Source organism: Blautia sp. NSJ-175 (assembly GCF_022867815.1).
GTDB classification, from domain to species: Bacteria; Bacillota; Clostridia; order Lachnospirales; family Lachnospiraceae; genus Blautia; species Blautia celeris.
Map to the genome: position 1 here is coordinate 1 of NZ_JALIFQ010000008.1, position 19,462 is coordinate 19,462.

The following is a 19,462-nucleotide window of genomic DNA, read 5'->3' on the forward strand; positions in this document are numbered from 1 at the left end:
TGAAAGTTCCCAGGTGGACGAGTTTGGAGAGACGCACACAACCAAGGACGCCTACTGGGAATGTGATTTCCACCAGTTTAGGGAAAAAGCTGAGAACATAAGCCGGGAAATAGTTGAAGTAAATCCGGAACACTATCTGGAATACGTTCCAGATCAGCCGCAAAGCCTGGAAGAGCAGGTAAAAAGCCAAGCGGAAACAATCCAGATGCTGACAGAATGCCTGCTGGAAATGTCAGAGGCGGTCTATGTGTAACTTATTAACCAATCTCATGATTATGATAACAGGAAAGGACGGTAAAGAAATGATGGCAATGTTATGGGCACAGCAGATCATGCTGGGAAAGAAAACTTATGAGCAGGTTCCGCGTCTGCTGAAAGAAAAAGTAAAAGAGATTCTGGCGGACTCTGGCATGGAAGAATTGATTGAGGAATGATGACCAAGCTGAGGATCATATCCAGGCTCTGGTCTCACATCACAGACCTGAGACTCCTTGTCAGGGGCCAGGGAAATAAAACTCTATCTCAGATCGAGGAGGAGTTAGACCTGACGGAATACTACTGCAGGCCATATGCCGATGCAGATGACGTGGATAAACATAACGAGATCGGGGCAGGACCGGAGACGGTCTTATTTTATAATAAAAATCAATAAGGAGATATGCAAATGGAAACAATCATTTCAGCCGGCATCTCTGCAGGCGTTACTCTAATTGTCTGCCTGATAAGTAACAGGAGCCAGCAGGAAAAAACGCGGGCATTGATGGAATATAAGCTTGAAGAGCTTACAAAAAAGGTAGAGAAGCATAACTCAGTCGTGGAAAGGACCTACATCCTAGAGGAAAAGATGAAGGTTGCCAACCACAGGATTGAAGATTTGGAAAAAGAGAAATAAAGAATTTTTAGTGTCATGCAGGTATATAGATGCATATAAAAAATGAGAGAACTTTGTTGTACGATAGGAGGTACTAATTATGGATTTAAGCTTTTTAACAAACTATATCAACCCGGTGATCTTGGGAATCTGCCTTCTGGTGGGGTATGTGATTAAGACAGCAATACCGGCAATCAAGAACAGGTACATACCACTTGCAGCCCTGGCAATGGGAACTATAATTGCGGTACTCATCAATATGGGGAGCGGTATTAATGCAGAGGTAATCCTGGGCGGAATGATATCCGGCCTGGCCAGTACAGGGTTGTATGAGATGCTGCGGAACCTGATAAATAAAGATGGTAAAAAAGGGACAGAGGGCGAGTAAAATCGCTCTCTTTTTGTGCCGGCGCAAATTGCCGGGGGAAGGAGTAATCTATGAGAATCAATGTACATGCAGGACATAACTTCAAGGTTCCGGGAGCGTCCGGTATATTTTCCGAAACATCAGAGGACCGAAAGGTGAAAGACCTGGTGATCCGTAAACTGCAGGCGGCTGGCCATACGGTCTATGACTGTACGGATGAAAGCTCCGGAACTGTGAACGGCAATCTTGCCGCGATCGTGGCGAACTGTAATGCGCATGCTGTGGATCTGGATGTGTCCATCCATTTCAATTGCTACAATGGACAAGCGCATGGAACGGAGGTATTTATCTATAACTGGGGATCTGCCGCCGAATCCTATGCCCAGAGGATCGCAGACCGGATCGGGGAACTGGGATACACAAAAAGGGGAGGAGGAGTAAAAACAAATCCCAGTCTTTATGTGCTGCGGCATACGGCCAGCCCAGCGCTCCTGGTGGAATGCTGCTTTTGCGACAGCGCAGAAGATGCCGGAAAATATACTGCGGAAAAGATGGCAAATGCCATTGTAGCCGGTATTACAGGCAGTGCAATGTCCGGGAATACTCCATCTGGTAATACCAAAAACTGGCTGTCCAGGGGCGATATAGGGACAGAGGTAACAGCATGGCAGAAAACTTTGAACACATTCGGCAGCGGTGTAAATGTTGATGGAGATTTCGGCCCGGACACAGAGACACAGACTATCAGGGTACAGCGCTTGGTCGGAGCAAACCCAGACGGGTGTGTGGGAGAAAAAACAAAATCCGCAGTATCCGCATATCTTAAAAAGAACAACTGGATCCAGGTAAGGGATGGTCGCTGGTGGTACCGCCATGCAGACGGCGGATATACCCGGAATGACTGGGAGAAGATCGGGGGCGTGTGGTTCTTCTTCGACGGTTCTGGCTGGATGATGACAGGCTGGATCGAATGGAAGAATAACTGGTATTATCTGAAAGCCAATGGAGCGATGACAGCGGATGAGCTGGTAAGGACAGGCGGCAATGTCTACTACGTGGACAAGTCTGGTAAGATGTGCTATACTGATAAAACAGGAGCACTACTGTAACTATCAACGCACAGAGTGCCACTGTAAAACGCTGTAAGGCTCCGGGTCTCCCGCCGGGGCCTTTTTAGTGGCCATAAATAAAGAGACTATACATAAAGTATAGCCTCTCAGACAAAGAAGGAAATGGTGGAAGTATTACCAGTTTTTTCAATAATAACGCTTGGAAGCTCTGATGTCAAGTACAAAACGGCCGACACCATTATAATGCCAGCCATTCCGCGACTAAGAAACATATTGATACTATTGGTTGCAAATAAATGATACAACATAATGGGGATTAGTGCAATAGATAATCGTGGGCAGTTTTCGACATTAATCCTCTTTTAGTAGCCCACGTTCGCGAGCTTCTTTTACTATACGCTCAAATATTTCATCTGTAGGCTCAAATTTGCCCAGATCCGGTTCATTGTCCGTTTCTTTTGCATTTCCTGCAGCCTCATCCCTGACACGCTGGCATATCCATTCAAGAAATCCTGGGTCCTGTTCAAATTCTGGGTTAGCCTCAAAATCTGGGTCATATGCTTTCTTTCTGTTTGACATTTTCATCACCTCCGAATTAAGTTTAATATCGGAGGTGATAATAATGCTACTGGTAAATAATGGGAGTTATGCGGAGGCGTGCTGCCTGTACCGGTATCCCTTGGGGCGTTCCTCTGGATAAGTCCGATAATACAGGTATAAAGCATATTGCACAGATACGTTCCCGTGTGCTGGCAGATTTGGGTTCCGGTCCAATGCCGCCCTATATAATAGGTAGGCATCGTGATTCTCAAAAATAATATTCTCTTTCATTCATGCAACCTTCTTTCAAAAAAAACAGAACATTTGTTTGTTATATACTTAATTATACGAACGTATATTCTGTTTGTCAACTGTATAAAATCACCATTGACAGATATCGCAAAATACTATAAAATACCTAATGTATCAATTTCGTATCACGAGATTCTTGCAAACCCAGCATTTATGCGGTTCCGTGGCAGTTAGGTAACATGACTTTTAATCAAGTTGTCCGGGGTTCGAATCCCCGATGCTTCACTGTGAGACAGTTCAAATTCAGATATTCTGTATTTGAGCTGTTTTTTATTGTACAAAAAAAAGTTCGGATGGAAAACGCGCTGAGCGCAGAATATATTTTTACACAGAAAATAAGAAGCCATAACCTTGAGGGGGGATAGATTATGGCCTCTTATTTTCATGTCTACTTTTATAAAAATATAAAAAGAAGGAGAGCCGGTATAAGGGAATACCGGCATATGAAAAAGAAAAAGATTTTGAAAAAAGTCTTATTGGCTTTGTTCAAATACTAATATACATTGTAAATGTGATGATTCTGTGATGAAATAGTAAAAGAAATGTGAAAAAGTTTTTTATTTTTTCTTCATATATGGATAGAAATCAGTTGGCAGGATACGAAGTATATAGTGTAACGGCCGTTAGTAAAAAGAGAATCGGGTGAAAGCTTATGAAAATAAATGAAGATAATTTTGTAGAGCAGTTAAAGTTCCGGAACGAGAAAGCTCTAGAATATGTAATTGACAATTATGGACGTATTGTAAAATCTATTGTAAAGAAGCACTTGTTTTCATTGCAGGATTATCAGGAGGAATGTATCAATGATGTGTTTTTGGCTGTGTGGGAGAATATAGAGTCCTACAGGCCCATGAGAAGCAGTTTTGTGAACTGGATCGCAGGTATCGCCAGGTATAAAGCGATTGACTACAAGCGGAAGTATCTGAAAAGGATACAGACAGAAAATCTGGAGGATGTGACTGCCGGAGAGGAGGACAGGGAGCAGATGAAGATGATCGAGGAAGAGCTGTCTGAGGAGATGGAAGAGATGCTCAGCTGTCTGAGTCCTGAGGACCGAGAGTTGTTTATGAAGCTCTATGTGGAGGAAATGGAACCGGAGGAGGTCAGCCGGCAGACGGGCATGAAGAAAGATGTGATATATAACAGAGTTTCCAGGGGAAGACGGAAAATCAGGAAACTGTTTTCCACTCAGAAAGGAGAGAAAAGTTATGAGCAGTAATATATATGAATTGTTAAATGACGTTAAGACAGATATGGGGAATTACAAAATAAAAGAAACTAATGATATGGAAAACAAGCGCTGGAAAAAAGCTGCTGCAAAAAATATTATGGGTACAGGGAAAAAGAAAAAAAGGTGGAAACCAATTGCTGCAGTCTGCGCAGCCGCAGTGGTCCTGGCAGTGGGAGTGGGAAGTGCTCCGCTGCATTATGTTGTCCAGGCAGCAGTAAAATCTATTTCTTATGACATTGCATCTATTCTTGGAATTAAAAAGAATTTGGAACCATATAAGACGGTAGTTGGAAAGTCAGTAACCGCGAACGGAATAACAGTGACGCTCAATGAGGTCATTCTAAATGAGGATGAGATTGTAGTATCCAGCACCAGAGAATATGATGAAAAGATTACGGATGAGAACAAATCGATCATAGGAGTCCATGTATATATCAATGGAAAGTCTGTCTCTGATGGCGCCTCCGGCGGAGAAAAGCAGGAAGGAGACAGAACAATTGTATCTATTTCTGAGTGTGACATCAGCAAGGATGTGGATTTATCTCAGACACTTGATTTTGAGATACAGTTTGTAGATTATGATAATATGGGCAAAACATGGGATTTTGAATTTTCATCTTCCGGTGAGGAGCTTGCCCAGAGTACAAATACAGTGGAGCTTGACGAAACATTTACACTGGAGGATGGAACAGAAGTATATCTGAATAAAATGACAGATAATGCTCTTGGGCAGAAAATCTATTTCTCAACATCCACAGGAGAATGTGACTATGATCTTGTTCTGAAAGGGTTTGACGACTGTGGAAACGCTGTGGAATTTACACTTTCCAGATGGAGTGACGGCGTAGGAAGACTAAATATTTCTACGATTCAAAATGGAAATCTAAGCGATGAGGCCGCAGAACTTTATCTGACACCATATGCGGTCAAATTCCCGGAGCAGAGCGGAAGGCTCAGTAATGATTTTAAACAGGCAGGGGAAGAGTTTACCATACACTTCAGATAATTACTTTCCGAACATGACAGAGGGACAGGCGCATAGGCCTGTCCCTTTTCGTTATCTGTCAGCTTTATACGGCGGGTCAGCGGGATAACCGCTTCCGGCCTTCTGCATTCCGCGCTGAATGGCATCTCTGGAGTTTTTCCAGTCCGCATCCTTGTTGCGGTAGTCAAACTTGTCACAGAACCATTCAAGATCATCTGTGACCCTCTGCATGTTGTCAGTCATGAGGGGGAAGAGAATTTCATAAAAGGAAGCCTTCTCTTTATCAGAGAGAAGGGACTCTGCAGTTTCCACAAGGTCACCGAAATGGGAGAGGCAGAAACCTTTGCTGTTTTTGAACAAATCTGTGAATTCAGGATTTTTCCTGTACAATTCAAAGAAGGTGTCAAGATAGCGGACATATGTATTTTGATAGTAGTCACAGATATAGCAGCTTTGATTCTGTTCCTTTACCCAGGTTCCGATATTTGTCTTGGGATTGTCTGCATCCAGTTTTGCCTTTTTAAAATGTCCCAGCATGGATGCTTTTCCTGGAGAAAACATTTTGATCTGCTGTTTTAACTCCTCATTTTTTTTCTTAAAGTGTGTGGTGAGGATCAGTCCGCAGCCGAGGCGGTTTCCGTAATCAAACATTTTTTTATAGTGTTCATGGCAGAATCCAAGTTTATCTGTCTCCGCCCGCACATCGTCTTCCATATAGGAGGCGCCGGAGCCAAGGACAAAATCCATGGCGTGCTGTTCCAGATTCTTTTCAATAAAACAAAAGGGGCATTCATCGTCAGCGCGGAATGCGTCCATCAGCGGTATGGTATATATTTTTTCCTTCATTTTTTGTTCCCCCGGTTTTCTGATTTTATATAAGAGTAACATAAAAAAAATCAGAAAGAAAGAGTGCAAAATGGTTTTCTATGCGATACAATGGTAATGTTGTGATCAGTAATGAAGCATACCATGATGTAATGTTGATTTATAAAGGATTTATATGTGGATATCTGAATAGATTGTGGATAACATGTATGGAAAATGATTTTTCTGTTGAAAACATGTGTCGTTGTATTTGCAGGAGGTTGCAGGTTTTTTCATTGTCTGTTAGTATAGAGTTTAAAGTCTGAAATTGGGGGATTTAAAAGAAAAATGAAAAGAAATGTGGATTTGCTGGAGGGACCTATCGCAGGTTCCCTGGCAAAATTAGCGTTCCCTATTATGGGAACATCATTAATACAGATGGCGTACAATCTGGTCGATATGATCTGGATCGGACGCGTCAGCAGTAACGCGGTAGCAGCCGTTGGGGCAGCCGGTATGTATATGTGGCTGGCAAACGGTATCACAACCATACCGAGAATGGGCGGACAGGTCACTGTGGGGCAGTCCCTTGGGGCTATGGACAAGGAGGCTGCCATCGACTATGCCAGAGGTTCTATTCGCATGGGAATGCTTCTGGGGATTTTGTATGGGATCATCAGTGTGCTGTTTTCAGGACCGCTGATCGGTTTTTTTAAGCTGAACAGCCCGGATGTTATACATGACGCCAAAATGTATCTTGTGATCACCTGCGGAGCAATCGTGTTTTCATTCCTGAATCAGGTTTTTACAGGTATTTTGGCTGCTATGGGCAATACCATGGCTACTTTCAGGGCCACCACCATTGGTCTGGTCATAAATATTGTAATGGACCCTGTTTTGATCTTTGGAATTGGTCCTCTTCCCAAAATGGAGGTGACAGGTGCGGCGCTTGCCACTGTATTGGCACAGATCATTGTGTTTATCCTGTATCTTGCAACGGTCTGGAATGAGCCGGTGATCTTCCGGCACATTCGTTTGACACAGAAGGCGGAAAAGCAGCATGTGCGTGAGATTGTGAGAATTGGATTTCCCTCTGCCATACAGGATGCGTTGTTTTCCGGAATTTCCATGGTGATAGCCCGTCTGATCGCGGGATGGGGGGATGCGGCTGTGGCGGTGCAGAAGGTCGGAAGCCAGATCGAATCTATTTCATGGATGGCTGCAGGCGGATTTTCAACAGCTGTAAATGCGTTTGTGGCCCAGAACTATGGGGCGGGGAAAAAAGAGAGGATTAAGAAGGGATATAAGACAGCTATGGGGATCATGGCTTTGTGGGGAGTATTTACCAGCTTTATACTCATCGCTTTCCCGGAATTTTTCTTCCGTATTTTTATTACAGAGAAGGATGTCCTTCCGATGGGAGTTGACTATCTGAGAATCATAGGTATTTCGGAATTTTTCATGTGTATGGAGATCACCACAGCCGGGGCATTTCAGGGATTTGGAAAGACTGTGCCGCCGTCTGTCACAGGGATTCTTTTCAACACACTCAGGATACCGGTCGCTATGCTGCTTTCGGCCACGGCTCTTGGGCTGAATGGTGTGTGGTGGACTCTGAGTCTCTCCTGTGTGCTGAAAGGCCTGGTCCTTCCCGCATGGTTCCTCATCGTGTTTGTAAAGTATTATAAGAGCGGAAAGGATAAGTTCTGAAAAGGGAGGTAATATATGGACAGACAGTCTTTGATGATGGTGATTATTGCCTGTATTGTGATACTGACAGGCATCTTTATGGCAGTAAAAGGAAAGCCTTCTATGGTGAGAGAACGGTTCTCAAGCGGCGTGTCGCCTGAAAATGAGAGAAAGTTCATGGTGACCATCGGAGGCGGTGTGAGTATCATAGGACTTGACATGCTGGCATTGGGAATCTGCGCATGGAAATATCCTATGAAACAGGCACAGATACTGATCGTTCTGGCTGTTGGTATTATTTTATTCCTGGCAGTTGTTCTGTACGGACAGAAGCATTACCGGAAATGATGGATAACAGCAGTTGCTCAGCCGGGGCGTGTTTGTACCCCCCAACACTCTAAAGTTTCTGTTGGCTGACGGGAAGAATCGTGGTAAAATGAACCACATATAAAGGTTATGGATTTTTGGTAACAGTTCAGATACCTGGACTGTTACTATATTTTATGAAAAGGGGAAAGAACAATGGATAAAGAATTTCGTATTGAAACCAAATGTGTGCAGTCCGGATGGAAACCGAAAAAGGGTGAGCCGAGAATCCTGCCGATTTATCAGAGTACAACATTTAAATATGACACGACTGAGGAGATGGGACGTCTCTTTGATCTGAAGGACAATGGCTATTTCTATACAAGATGCCAGAATCCCACCAATGATCTGGTAGCAGCTAAGATTGCTGACTTGGAAGGCGGTGTGGCAGGTGTGCTTACCTCATCAGGGCAGGCAGCTACATTTTATGCTGTATTTAATATCTGCGAGGCAGGGGACCATGTAATCTGTGCGTCTGCTATCTATGGCGGCACATTGAATCTGCTGGGCGTGACTGCTAAGAAGATGGGAATTGAATGTACTTTTGTGGATGCAGATGCCTCTGAAGAAGAGCTGGAAAAAGCGTTTAAACCCAACACCAAGGCTGTATTTGCTGAGACGATTGCCAATCCGGCTCTTGTTGTGCTGGATATTGAGAAATTTGCCGGTCTGGCACATGCCCATGGAGTACCGCTGATTGTAGACAATACATTTGCAACACCGGTAAACTGCCGTCCTTTTGAGTGGGGCGCTGATATTGTGACGCATTCCACAACAAAATACATGGACGGACATGCAATGCAGGTAGGCGGAGCCATTGTGGACAGCGGTAATTTCGACTGGGATGCATATGGTGATAAATTCCACGGACTGACAAGACCGGATGAATCTTATCACGGGGTTGTATATACAAAGCAGTTTGGAAAAGCGGCGTATATTATGAAGATCAATGCACAGCTTATGCGCGATCTGGGAGCCATCCCATCACCTACAAACTGTTTTATGCTGAATGCCAGCCTGGAATCCCTGGCGCTGCGCGTGGAGCGTCACTGCTATAATGCCCAGAAGGTAGCGGAATTTTTAAATGAGCATCCTTTGGTGGGGCATGTAAATTATGCCGGACTTCCGGGAGACAAATACTATGAGCTGGCTAAAAAATATATGCCGAAGGGCACCTGCGGTGTTATCTCCTTTGAATTAAAAGACGGAAGGGAAGCAGCAGTCAAATTCATGGACAGCCTGAAGCTGGCAGCTATTGTGACACATGTGGCAGATGCAAGAACAAGTGTGCTGCATCCTGCAAGTCATACGCACAGACAGTTAAATGATGAGCAGCTTGTGGCAGCAGGTGTTTCTCCGGGAATGATCCGCCTGTCTGTGGGCATTGAAAATGTGGATGATATTATCGAAGACCTGGCACAGGCTCTGGAAGCCAGCACAAAGTAAAAGAGATGAAATCTTATCAGATTACGGAATGGTGCCATGAGAGCTTTAAAATGCAGGCAGTAACCGGCGGTAACTATATTGATGCCACCATGGGAAATGGAAATGACACACTTTTTCTGTGCAGGATGGCAGGTAAGACCGGACATGTGACAGCCTTTGATATCCAGCAGCAGGCCCTGGAAGCCACTGAAAAGCTGCTGGAGGAAAACGGTGTCAGAGAGCGGGCGAGTCTGATTCTGGACAGCCACACCAATATGGGGCTTTATCAGCAGAAGGAAACCGTTGACGGTATTTTCTTTAATTTCGGATATCTGCCGGGCGGTGACCATATGCTTGCCACACAGCCGGAAAACAGTCTGAGGGCCATTTTAAGCGGTCTGGAGCTGCTGAAAAAAGGTGGTGTCATGAGTCTGTGTATCTACAGCGGAGGTGATACCGGTTTTGAGGAGAGGGATAAGATTCTGGATATGCTGAAACGTTTGGACAGCAGGAAATATGTTGTCATTTTGAGCACATACTATAACAGGGAAAATAATCCTCCGATTCCTGTGCTGATCATAAAAAAATAGAGTATCAGGCAATGAGGCATGGGACGAGATTGCCGATTCATATAATAAAAGAAAGAAATCAGCCGGGTTTTGTATGAAAGCAGGAAAAGGTCCGGGGATTTCCGGAATTATCATGTTGTTTTTACTGCCGTATCTTTTGACAGTGATCATATGCGGGAGAAAAGCATGCCCTGTATCCAGGGAATCCGATATGGAAGATTATATTCCGGCTGTGACTGCATCCCAGATATCCTGGGATGCGCCCCGCGAAGCCATAAAGGCCCAGACAGTCATTGCCAGGAATAATCTCTATCTGGAGTGGAAAAAGGGAACGGCAGCCGGTACGATTCAAAATGCGTCCCAGGCACTCAAAAGGAGAAAAATGGATGATTTGTTCCTGGAGCAGTTCCAGAAGTTCCAGGACGCAGCAGCAGATACCAGAGATCAGGTGCTTATGAAGGATGGGGATGTGGTGGAACTTCCCTATCATGAGCTGAGCCAGGGGAAGACCAGAGATGCCTCAGAGGTTCTCGGGGAAGCCTACTCCTATGCGCCTTCTGTGGATACTTCAGAAGATATCAACAGTTCTACCTACATACAGGGATGCTATTTTTCCCTGGAGGATCTAAAGAAGCAGATACAGAAGACATATCCGGGATTTTCCATTGAAAATATAGGAGAGATCGAGATAAAAAATGCAGACAGCGCAGGATATGTACTGGAAATCAATGTGGGAAACCAGGAATTCCAGGGGGAGAAGCTAAAAGAGATCCTGAACCTTCCATCCTCCTGTTTTACGGTTCAGACACTGGAGAACGAGGTGCGTTTTCTCTGTAAGGGGATTGGACACGGAGTGGGTCTGAGCCAGTATACAGCCCGGAAGATGGCAGGAAAGAAGAAAAAATATGAAGAAATCCTGAATTATTTTTTCCCTGAATTAAAATTAAAAGAGATAGGGAATTGAAGAGAAGCCGCGTGGAATTTTAAAATTATGTATAAGTTCACATATTCTGGCAATCCTATAGATGAAAACAAAAGGGGCGGATGCTCCACTATAGGTTGAGGTGAAGAATATGAGTAAAAGAAACAAAATCCGCGTGGCTCTCAGCAGTTTTTTAGTGCTGGCCATAGTAGTAACATGTGCGGCTGTATATCAGTCCGGGAGTAAGAGCACACCGAATGAAAAGGAACTTGTCAAGAATGAGGAGAATCCTTCTGACGAGGCAATGACAACAGAGGAGAAACCTGAGGAGGAATCCCAGGATGCCAACACCACTCAGGTTGAGGGTACCAGAGAAGTGCCGGAAGAGGCAGATACACAGGCAGAAGCAGTGCAGGAGCCTGCAGAAGAGCAGAATGAATCCGCAGACGCTTCCGCAGCAGAGAATACGCAGCCGGAAGCTGATACGCAGGATGCATCTGCAGAGGTGGACAACCAGGCAGCAGCAATGGCTCCGGATGTGAACTTTACAGAGAGCTCTCTTATGGAGTGGCCGGTAAGCGGACAGGTAGTCATTGACTATGATATGGAACACACTGTTTATTTCCCCACTCTGAACGAATATAAATACAGCCCTGCAATCGCAATCTCCTCAGAGGTCGATACACCGGTTGCATCCGTTGCGAACGGACAGGTAGTCTCTGTTGAGGAGAGCGTTGAGACAGGAACAACCGTAACGGTTGACCTGGGCAATGGATACCAGGCAGTTTACGGCCAGTTAAAAGATGTAGCTTTCCAGCCGGAGCAGTATGTAGAGGCCGGAGCAACACTTGGCTATGTCAATGAGCCTACAAAATATTATACAAAAGAGGGTGCGAACCTTTATTTTGAACTGAAGAAAGACGGAAGCCCGCTGGATCCTATCCAGTACCTGCCGTAAAAAGTAAAAACCATTTCAAAGCAGATTATCTGTTTTGAAATGGTTTTTTTTGGTTCCGGGTTTTTTGAAGAGAGATTGCGCTGTGAGGAGAAAAATTGGTATGCGGATTGAAAAATATTTCATTTACATAGAAATAAAAATAAAAAAAGGCATATGGTAATGCTTTGTGAAACCTCAAAAATGATATATTTTAAAGTAAGAGAAGAGAATTTGTATACAATGTAAATTTTTTATCAGTTTGTTTGAATTTTTAGTGAATTTTTATTTTGCTGTTGACATTGGAAAAGAATGGTGGGAAAATACAAAGTATAAGGAAATTTATGCTTTTTTGCAGCAGGAATAAGACGGAATGGAAGGAGTTCTATGCATTTAAAAAGATTGAGCAGAGTCGTGGCAGTGACAGTGGTGCTGACAATGGTAACACCATCCGCTGTTTTGGCCAGCGATATGACAAAGGTTGGAACGAATACAATTGAAACGCCTGAGGATGTGGATTCTGCAAGTATAAAAGATCAGGAAAAAACTGAAAAACCGAAAGATCCGGCGAATCCCGAGAACCCAGACAATCCAGATCCGAATGATCCTGAGAACCCAGAGAACCCGGATAATCCGGACAATCCGGACAATCCAGACCCAGAAAACCCGGATACCCCGGACAATCCCGATCCAGAAAACCCGGATACCCCGGACAATCCAGACCCAGAAAACCCGGATACCCCGGACAATCCCGATCCAGAAAACCCGGATACCCCGGACAATCCCGATCCAGAAAACCCGGATACTCCGGACAAACCGGACCCAGACAAACCGGATACCCCGGACAATCCGGACCCGGATACCCCGGATATCCCGGACGATCCCAATACCCCGGATACTCCTGTTACCCCGGATACCCCGACGGAGCCTGAGCAGCCGCCAGCAGAAGCACCGGTGGAGCCTGAGGCACCTGCAGAAGAACCGGCACAGGATGCGGAGGCAAGCGATAATCTAATAGACAGCCAGCAGAATTTTGTTATGCCGGACATCAAGGAGAATTTCCGTTTCCGTACAATCCGAAAAGTTTATGCATTTGCTCTGGAGAATCTGAATGTCTATGAGGAGAAATCCGAACAGGCAAGAGTGATCGGAACACTGGATAAAGATGGTGTCTGCTACCTTCTCAGCAATGATGGATTAAAACTCCATCTTGGAAGTGAAGAGGAAGAGCAGAATATTGACACAGACGATGGAACATGGGTATACATAGAATCAGGAACAGTCAGAGGTTTTGTGCTGAAATCAAAGCTTTTAACAGGTGAGGAAGCACAGAATATAGCAGATGCAAAAGCAAAAGAAAAGCAGGAAGCTGAAGAGAAGAATAAGACAGCTGAGAAAAAGGTAACTGTTGAAGAATTTAAAGTAGCAAAAGAATTAATTTCGCCGCTGGAAAATAAAGCATTTCTTTATACAAAGACAACTGTCAGGACAACAGTTGTTTCAAAAGATTATGCAGTATGCAAATCTTTACTTGGAACCATTCATGAATCACAGAACGATAAGAGCCGCGTCATCGGCAACCTGAATCTGGATAATATATGTTACATTCTTGCCGACAAAGACAAGGATTGGGTATATGTAGAGTCCGGAGATGTAAGAGGATTTATCAAGAAAACTTCTCTTTATCTTGACGAAGAGGCGAACAAATTTATAGAAGAGCACGGGGAAGAGAATCTGGAGACAGCTTCAGAGCTGGTAAAACCGGAAGAAAACAGTGCATGCTACTACACGATCACGTCTACAAAGGGCGGAGTTCCCGGTGGTGCACTGAGACAGTCTATTCTGGAATTCGCATCCCAGTTCGTAGGCAATCCTTATGTGTGGGGCGGTACCAGCCTCACAGACGGTGCGGACTGCTCCGGTTTTGTTCAGAGTATTTACGCGCAGTATGGTTATGACCTTCCGAGAGTTGCGGAGGACCAGGCTTATTACGGTACACAGATACCGGTTGACGAAGCACAGCCCGGCGATTTGATCTTCTATTCCAACGGAAGCGAGATTTACCATGTAGTTATGTATGCAGGTGACGGAATGACTGTGGAAGCAGCCAACAGCCGTGTGGGAATCATAGTAGGTAATGTAAATACTGCGAATGCAGTTTGGGCAACCAGAGTTCTGGATGATACATACGGATTCTACGGAAGCGATATTGATGAGATCAATGCAACTTCAGACCAGTACGGTGAATGCCTGGGTACCTATAAGATTACACATTACTGCGGCGGTGCATGCTGTAATGATCAGTGGGCAGGCGTCACATCCACAGGGGCACCTCTCGTGGAGGGTGATACCATAGCAGTTGACCCGACAATTATTCCTTACGGAACAAGAGTTATTATTAACGGACATATATTTACCGCATCTGACTGCGGCGGTGCGATTAAAGGAAATCATATTGATGTCTTTGTCAATGACCATAATCGCGGAAATAACCTTGGTGTGTATTTCACTAATGTATATCTTTTGAAATAACAGCATATCAGAGATTCTTTTGTCACTGTTCACACAGTGAACAGTAACATTCTTTTTACAGGGACTGCCGGTTTGGCAGTCCCTGTATTCACATTTACGAGGCTTTAGAGTATAATAAACTATGCGGAAAAGAAAATCCGCAGCCGATTATATTTCTACAGGGTTAATAAAAGAACAGTGTATCACTGTTCCTCTGCGGAATTATCCGAATTTCCGCAAATGGGAAAAATACTTTTTTTCATCGGCAGCTTTGAAATAGAGGTGCCGTATTTGCCATTGGCAGGTGCGGTGCCATTACATAGAAGGCAGGTCAGGAAATTATCATGAATTATACTTACATCCTGAAATGCGGCGACGGCACTCTGTACACCGGGTGGACCAATGACCTGGAGAGACGTATCAAATGCCACAACGCCGGAAAAGGGGCAAAATACACAAAGTCCAGACTTCCCGTTGAGCTGGCCTACTACGAGTCATTTGTGACGAAGGAGGAGGCCATGCGCAGAGAGTGGGAGATAAAACGGCTTTCGAGGAAGGACAAGCTCAAATTATTGGGATAGATAATAATAAACAGATACCAGGAGGATCGGGGATGGAAGAAAAACAGGACATTGTATATGTCAGAGGGGCAGTTATCTTTAATCAGATGGTAGGAGTTCTGGAGGTGGCAGGAGGTTTTGCCGGGGGATTTGTCTTTGGTGCAACTGCACTGTACAGTACCGGGGACGGACAGACGGAGCTGGATATTGTTATAATACTGTATATATTGGCTGCAATAGCAGCAGCAGCGTTTATAAACGGCATTCTGCGCTTTAAGCTGATCCATGAACTGAGGGAGTATATCCCTATTCTCTCCTCTGATCCGGAGGGTTCAGTAAAGAACCTGTCTTTCAGAACAGGAGTACCTGCGCCTGCGGTTGCGAAAAGATTGAGAAAGATGCTGAGAAAAGGCTACATAAAGGGCGCTTACTATGATGCCTCCTCCGGGAAATTTATTTTCCAGAACCGGAAGAACGTATACGGACAGGATATGAGCAGTATGGGAAATACTTCCATGATCACTGTGGAGTGCAGGAACTGCGGGGCTTTGAATAGAGTGAACAGGGGAAGTGTGAAAAAGTGTGATTTCTGCGGGGAAAAGGTGCAGGGATGACAAAAGAAGGAAGGCAGCGGAGAACCGCTGCCTTCTGTGCGTTTATTTTATAATTCCTGGTACGGAATCCGTATCCTGACGCAGGTCCTGATCCCATATTCGCTTGTAACACTAAGTCCATAGGACTCGCCATAATACATTTTAATACGCTGATGTACATTTTTCATGCCAAGGCCGCCATTCTTTCTTGTATCCTCAGGAGAGATAAAATCGAGGTCCAGGTTCTCGAGAGATAATTTTGAGAATCCTATACCGTTATCTATAATATCTATTATGACATCCTCCTGTTCACGGATGCCTTTTATTATGATCTTCCCATCTCCGGCCTTTTGTTCCAGACCATGGACAATAGAATTCTCTATGAGGGGCTGTATAAGAAGCTTTGGGATTTTTGCATGGTACAGGTCTGGGGGAATATCGATCCGGACATCAAGCTTGTCATTGTATCTGAATTTTTGTATGGTTAGATAGCAGTGGATATTCTCAAGCTCTTTTTCTATTGTGATAAATTCAGGACCGCTTATGTTACTTCTCATAAAATCACCCAGTGCTTTCACCATAATGACAATCTCTTTGTTGTCATTCATATAGGCAATCCATTTTATGGATTCCAGAGTGTTATAGATAAAATGCGGATTGATCTGCATCCGGAGGGAATTCAATTCTGTTTTCTGCAGCAGGAGCTGCTGTTGGTTGGTTGTTTGTATCAAATTCCGGACTTCTTTTACCATATCAATGAAATAATCATACAGAACCCCAATATCGTTTTGATAATAAGCGGGTTTGGATACATTAAAGTCACCCTTACCGACAGATTTCATCATCTGGCAGAGTTTGTCCAGAGGTAAAAATAATTGTCTGGTTATGGCAATGGAGATAAAGATTGCAACTATGATCATGGCAAGGGCTATTATGATAACACATCCCCTAAGCCATATGATCTCTTTTTCATAGGAAATATTGGGGATTGTGCTTACAAGTCTCCATTCTGAGCCGGGGATGATACAGGAGGTGAGCCATTCCTGGGAGTCATCTAATTTTTTGCTTACGGTAGCTTCGGTGAGCAGATGAAAAGAGGGATACATCTTACCTCTTTCTCCGGGCTGATTGCTGGACAGAATGGTGCCTTTGCCATCCACGATACAGAGGCTGCCGTCTTTAAAATATTCTTTTTGTTCCAGAATATCAGTCAAAAGTTTATCATCAAAGCGGACGAGGAAATAACCGATGATTTTCTGTACACCCAAATCATTGATCGTACGGCCGGCTATTATTGTGGGAGTATCTTCTTTATCCAGGGTTATCCAGCAGAGACTTCCCTGCTGGCTATAGAGTGTATCAAGAATGGGGGAGGCAGATGTAAATTCCGGATAAGGCTGGGATATCCAGGCGGATTGTCCGCTGCTTGTCATAATAGTCATTTCCTTTAGGGATTCATTGGCTACCGTCATATTGATCAGCTCTTTTTCCAGGATTTTCTTTTCGTATAAAAAACTGTCACCCCTGGCATGGTTCATTTTATTTATCTGGGACTGTACCGTCTCATTATAACAGATATAGGTTGTCAGGCTGTCTACTTCTTTTAACTTTGTATGTATGTTGGTACTGATTTCATTTAAAATATCAATGCAGTATTTGGAATTTTTTTTACTGATGATCTGTTCGGAAAGGGTATAACTGATTCCGGTTATGGCAAGCGTGGAAACCGTGATCAGCAGGATCAGCAGGGCTGCGACCAGATGCTGTACAGAGATTCGATAGATGCTGTCCCGGAATGATTTCAAACGTTTTGATATTTTACACTTCATAGGTATCTCCATCTAATTCCTGTTTAATCTGCAGGTTTTTTCTTCACTGTTTTCCTATATTCTCTTGGCGTCATTTTATAACGGTTTTTAAATACCTGCCCAAAGTATCTGAAATCACGGAACCCTGTCTGACAGGACACTTCACTGATAGACAAGTCCATATCACATAAAAGAGTACAGGCTTTTTCCAGACGGATATTTGTTAAGATCTGGCTGAAGGGAAGGCCGTACTCCTTTTTTAATATACGTGCCAGATAGTCAGCATTTACATGGATTTCCAGTGCAGCTTTTGTTATATTGATATCTTCTGCGTAGTGTGTCTCTATAAAGGATAAACAGTCTTTTACAATATGGTGGTATGCTGTATCTGATGTGCCGTTCAGGTCATCAATACAGTGGGTGAGTATCTTCAGTGTCCCGCTAATGAGAGCGGACAGGGAACCGGCCTGATTAATGGATAAAAGCTGTTCTGCTGTCAGACCTGAAAATGCTTCATTTTTCTTTTGGGCAACTAAGCTGGAAGCGAGAAGACAGAGGTCGATCATAGTAAGACGGATTCTGGCAGCAGTGTTCCATGTAGCTTTATAGAAGTCTGACAGTTCGTCCAGGGATTCCTGTATAAGGGTGTAATTACGCTGTTCCAGCTGGGATAGGATTTTATGACAGATATTTTCACTGCTTTCCTGATTTAATATGCCGCAGACAGAGTTATAAGAGATAAATTCTGTCTCAGAATGCGAAAAGAATAAATCAGCGGATTCTGTGGCAGTCCTGTAGATATCTGTTAAATCCTGAAAGGATGACGCCGTTTTACCCATACCAATATAAATAGTACAGCCGTATTCCTGTAAAAGCTTTTCCTGCAGGGAACGAAGCCAGGATGCAGCATGTTCTTCTGCAGCGGCTTCGGGCTCACTGCTTTTTATTAAGATAATGATTTTATTATTTGCAGGATAAAAATAAACAAAAGAAAAACAGGAGTTATCCTGATTCTTAAAAAACAATTCAATTTTCCCGGCATCGGTGGAATTATATACTCCCTGAGCAGCCAGATATATACCATTGTTGAAAAATCCGGAAGATTTCAGTATCTGGAGTTCACTGCCGGTGATATTTTGATTTGTATAGATATGCAGAAGGGTATTCTGAAGTGTCTGTTTTTGAATTTCAGAAATAGTATCTGCATTGATTTGTTTATACTGATTTTCTTCCTCAATTTTTTGAGCCAGTCTGCCTATTATCTCCAGGACCTCATCAGGGTCACAGGGTTTTAAAATATAATCATAGACATGAAGAGATATGGCTTCCTTTGCGTAGTTAAAATTATTATGACCGGTTAAAAGTACGCTCTGGATTGAGGGGTCTAACAGATTGGCAGCACGGATCAATTCAAGTCCGTTGATATCCGGCATCTGTATGTCGGTAAAAAGTATCTGTACCTTTTTTTCTTTTATAAATTCTAATGCTTCCATACCGCTGGAGGCTGTACCAATCAGACAGACACCTGCTTTTTCCCACGGGATGAAGGAAAGACCTCTTCTCATTAATAATTCATCATCTACAATAAGCATATTTATCATGTGTTCACCTCTGCATTAAAGCGTAAAGTCTGGAAGATAATTACAAATCCAATGTATGTCTATTATATGATTAAAAATGACAAAAAACAACACCTGAAATAGTAAAAAAGCATAAAATAAACCGGTAAATAAAGGTAATTATAATATAAATGTAAGTAAAACTATGAGGTGGATAAAATTATAATGTCAAAATATACAGAAATACAAACATTTTGCTTCGAAATATGAATAGAAAGAACAATGCCTGTTTTATATAATATATTTAACAAATGGTACCAATGTTAAGAAAAAGATTTGGAGGAGA

Annotated in this window: 21 protein-coding genes and 1 tRNA gene; 18 read left to right on the top strand and 4 right to left on the bottom strand. The window is 43.5% G+C overall.

Annotated features, from left to right (window positions below; all coding sequences use genetic code 11):
- The 6 genes from MUB35_RS13880 to MUB35_RS13905 form a co-directional block, all read left to right on the top strand.
- Positions 1-253, top strand: a 253-nt coding sequence (locus MUB35_RS13880) for a hypothetical protein (RefSeq protein WP_244806387.1), incomplete at its 5' end; no start/stop codon positions are given.
- Positions 246-434, top strand: a complete 189-nt coding sequence (locus tag MUB35_RS13885) for a CD1375 family protein (protein ID WP_244783682.1) — start codon at positions 246-248, stop codon at positions 432-434. The genes MUB35_RS13880 and MUB35_RS13885, both read left to right, overlap by 8 nt.
- The gene (locus tag MUB35_RS13890) at positions 431-652 is read left to right on the top strand and encodes a hypothetical protein (protein ID WP_244783683.1); all 222 of its coding nucleotides are present in this window, start codon (positions 431-433) and stop codon (positions 650-652) included. Before MUB35_RS13885 ends, MUB35_RS13890 begins: the two co-directional genes overlap by 4 nt.
- A gap of 12 nt (positions 653-664) precedes the next feature.
- Complete coding sequence (locus MUB35_RS13895) at positions 665-892, top strand: hypothetical protein (protein ID WP_330637896.1); 228 nt, start codon at positions 665-667, stop codon at positions 890-892.
- Between the two features lie 79 nt (positions 893-971).
- Complete coding sequence (locus MUB35_RS13900) at positions 972-1,259, top strand: phage holin family protein (RefSeq protein ID WP_118743459.1); 288 nt, start codon at positions 972-974, stop codon at positions 1,257-1,259.
- 50 nt (positions 1,260-1,309) lie between these two features.
- Positions 1,310-2,347, top strand: a complete 1,038-nt coding sequence (locus MUB35_RS13905; protein WP_244783685.1) for an N-acetylmuramoyl-L-alanine amidase — start codon at positions 1,310-1,312, stop codon at positions 2,345-2,347.
- Positions 2,348-2,659: 312 nt separating this feature from the next.
- Here the strand turns inward: MUB35_RS13905 and MUB35_RS13910 are convergent, their stop codons facing one another.
- Positions 2,660-2,887, bottom strand: a complete 228-nt coding sequence (locus MUB35_RS13910; RefSeq protein WP_118743461.1) for a hypothetical protein — start codon at positions 2,885-2,887, stop codon at positions 2,660-2,662.
- 436 nt (positions 2,888-3,323) lie between these two features.
- Between MUB35_RS13910 and MUB35_RS13915 the strand changes: the two genes are divergently transcribed.
- The 3 genes from MUB35_RS13915 (at position 3,324) to MUB35_RS13925 (ending at position 5,397) form a co-directional block, all read left to right on the top strand.
- Positions 3,324-3,385, top strand: a tRNA-Ser gene (locus tag MUB35_RS13915).
- A gap of 427 nt (positions 3,386-3,812) precedes the next feature.
- Positions 3,813-4,379 (top strand): sigma-70 family RNA polymerase sigma factor, encoded by a 567-nt coding sequence (locus MUB35_RS13920; RefSeq protein WP_033141624.1) that lies wholly within the window; start codon positions 3,813-3,815, stop codon positions 4,377-4,379.
- A complete protein-coding gene (locus tag MUB35_RS13925; protein ID WP_054351529.1) occupies positions 4,369-5,397 on the top strand; it encodes a DUF4179 domain-containing protein in 1,029 nt (342 codons plus the stop codon). Before MUB35_RS13920 ends, MUB35_RS13925 begins: the two co-directional genes overlap by 11 nt.
- 51 nt (positions 5,398-5,448) lie before the next feature.
- On the opposite strand, the gene MUB35_RS13930 is transcribed toward MUB35_RS13925, so the two are convergent.
- On the bottom strand, positions 5,449-6,222 hold the full coding sequence (locus MUB35_RS13930; RefSeq protein ID WP_033141626.1) for a DUF6062 family protein: 774 nt from the start codon (positions 6,220-6,222) through the stop codon (positions 5,449-5,451).
- Between the two features lie 306 nt (positions 6,223-6,528).
- Here MUB35_RS13930 and MUB35_RS13935 point away from each other — a divergent pair, with 306 nt between their 5' ends.
- The 9 genes from MUB35_RS13935 (at position 6,529) to MUB35_RS13975 (ending at position 15,770) form a co-directional block, all read left to right on the top strand.
- On the top strand, positions 6,529-7,890 hold the full coding sequence (locus MUB35_RS13935; protein WP_186971103.1) for an MATE family efflux transporter: 1,362 nt from the start codon (positions 6,529-6,531) through the stop codon (positions 7,888-7,890).
- A 15-nt stretch (positions 7,891-7,905) separates the two neighbouring features.
- On the top strand, positions 7,906-8,217 hold the full coding sequence (locus MUB35_RS13940; RefSeq protein WP_054351530.1) for a hypothetical protein: 312 nt from the start codon (positions 7,906-7,908) through the stop codon (positions 8,215-8,217).
- A gap of 174 nt (positions 8,218-8,391) precedes the next feature.
- Positions 8,392-9,681 carry an O-acetylhomoserine aminocarboxypropyltransferase/cysteine synthase family protein gene (locus MUB35_RS13945; protein ID WP_033141629.1) on the top strand — a complete coding sequence of 430 codons (1,290 nt, stop codon included), beginning with the start codon at positions 8,392-8,394 and terminating at the stop codon, positions 9,679-9,681.
- Between the two features lie 5 nt (positions 9,682-9,686).
- The gene (locus MUB35_RS13950) at positions 9,687-10,250 is read left to right on the top strand and encodes a tRNA (mnm(5)s(2)U34)-methyltransferase (RefSeq protein WP_033141630.1); all 564 of its coding nucleotides are present in this window, start codon (positions 9,687-9,689) and stop codon (positions 10,248-10,250) included.
- 73 nt (positions 10,251-10,323) lie between these two features.
- Positions 10,324-11,193: a SpoIID/LytB domain-containing protein gene (locus MUB35_RS13955; RefSeq protein WP_033141631.1), complete on the top strand. Its 870-nt coding sequence runs from the start codon at positions 10,324-10,326 to the stop codon at positions 11,191-11,193.
- Positions 11,194-11,302: 109 nt separating this feature from the next.
- On the top strand, positions 11,303-12,109 hold the full coding sequence (locus MUB35_RS13960) for a murein hydrolase activator EnvC family protein (RefSeq protein WP_054351531.1): 807 nt from the start codon (positions 11,303-11,305) through the stop codon (positions 12,107-12,109).
- Positions 12,110-12,472: 363 nt separating this feature from the next.
- Positions 12,473-14,617 (top strand): C40 family peptidase, encoded by a 2,145-nt coding sequence (locus tag MUB35_RS13965; protein WP_186971102.1) that lies wholly within the window; start codon positions 12,473-12,475, stop codon positions 14,615-14,617.
- A gap of 323 nt (positions 14,618-14,940) precedes the next feature.
- Positions 14,941-15,177, top strand: coding sequence for a GIY-YIG nuclease family protein (locus MUB35_RS13970; RefSeq protein WP_033141634.1), 237 nt, complete (start codon positions 14,941-14,943; stop codon positions 15,175-15,177).
- Positions 15,178-15,209: 32 nt separating this feature from the next.
- Complete coding sequence (locus MUB35_RS13975) at positions 15,210-15,770, top strand: hypothetical protein (RefSeq protein ID WP_033141635.1); 561 nt, start codon at positions 15,210-15,212, stop codon at positions 15,768-15,770.
- 47 nt (positions 15,771-15,817) lie between these two features.
- On the opposite strand, the gene MUB35_RS13980 is transcribed toward MUB35_RS13975, so the two are convergent.
- Positions 15,818-17,578, bottom strand: coding sequence for a cache domain-containing sensor histidine kinase (locus MUB35_RS13980; protein ID WP_158587371.1), 1,761 nt, complete (start codon positions 17,576-17,578; stop codon positions 15,818-15,820).
- Positions 17,579-17,601: 23 nt separating this feature from the next.
- Positions 17,602-19,158, bottom strand: a complete 1,557-nt coding sequence (locus tag MUB35_RS13985; protein ID WP_054351537.1) for a response regulator transcription factor — start codon at positions 19,156-19,158, stop codon at positions 17,602-17,604.
- Positions 19,159-19,462 lie beyond the last annotated feature (304 nt).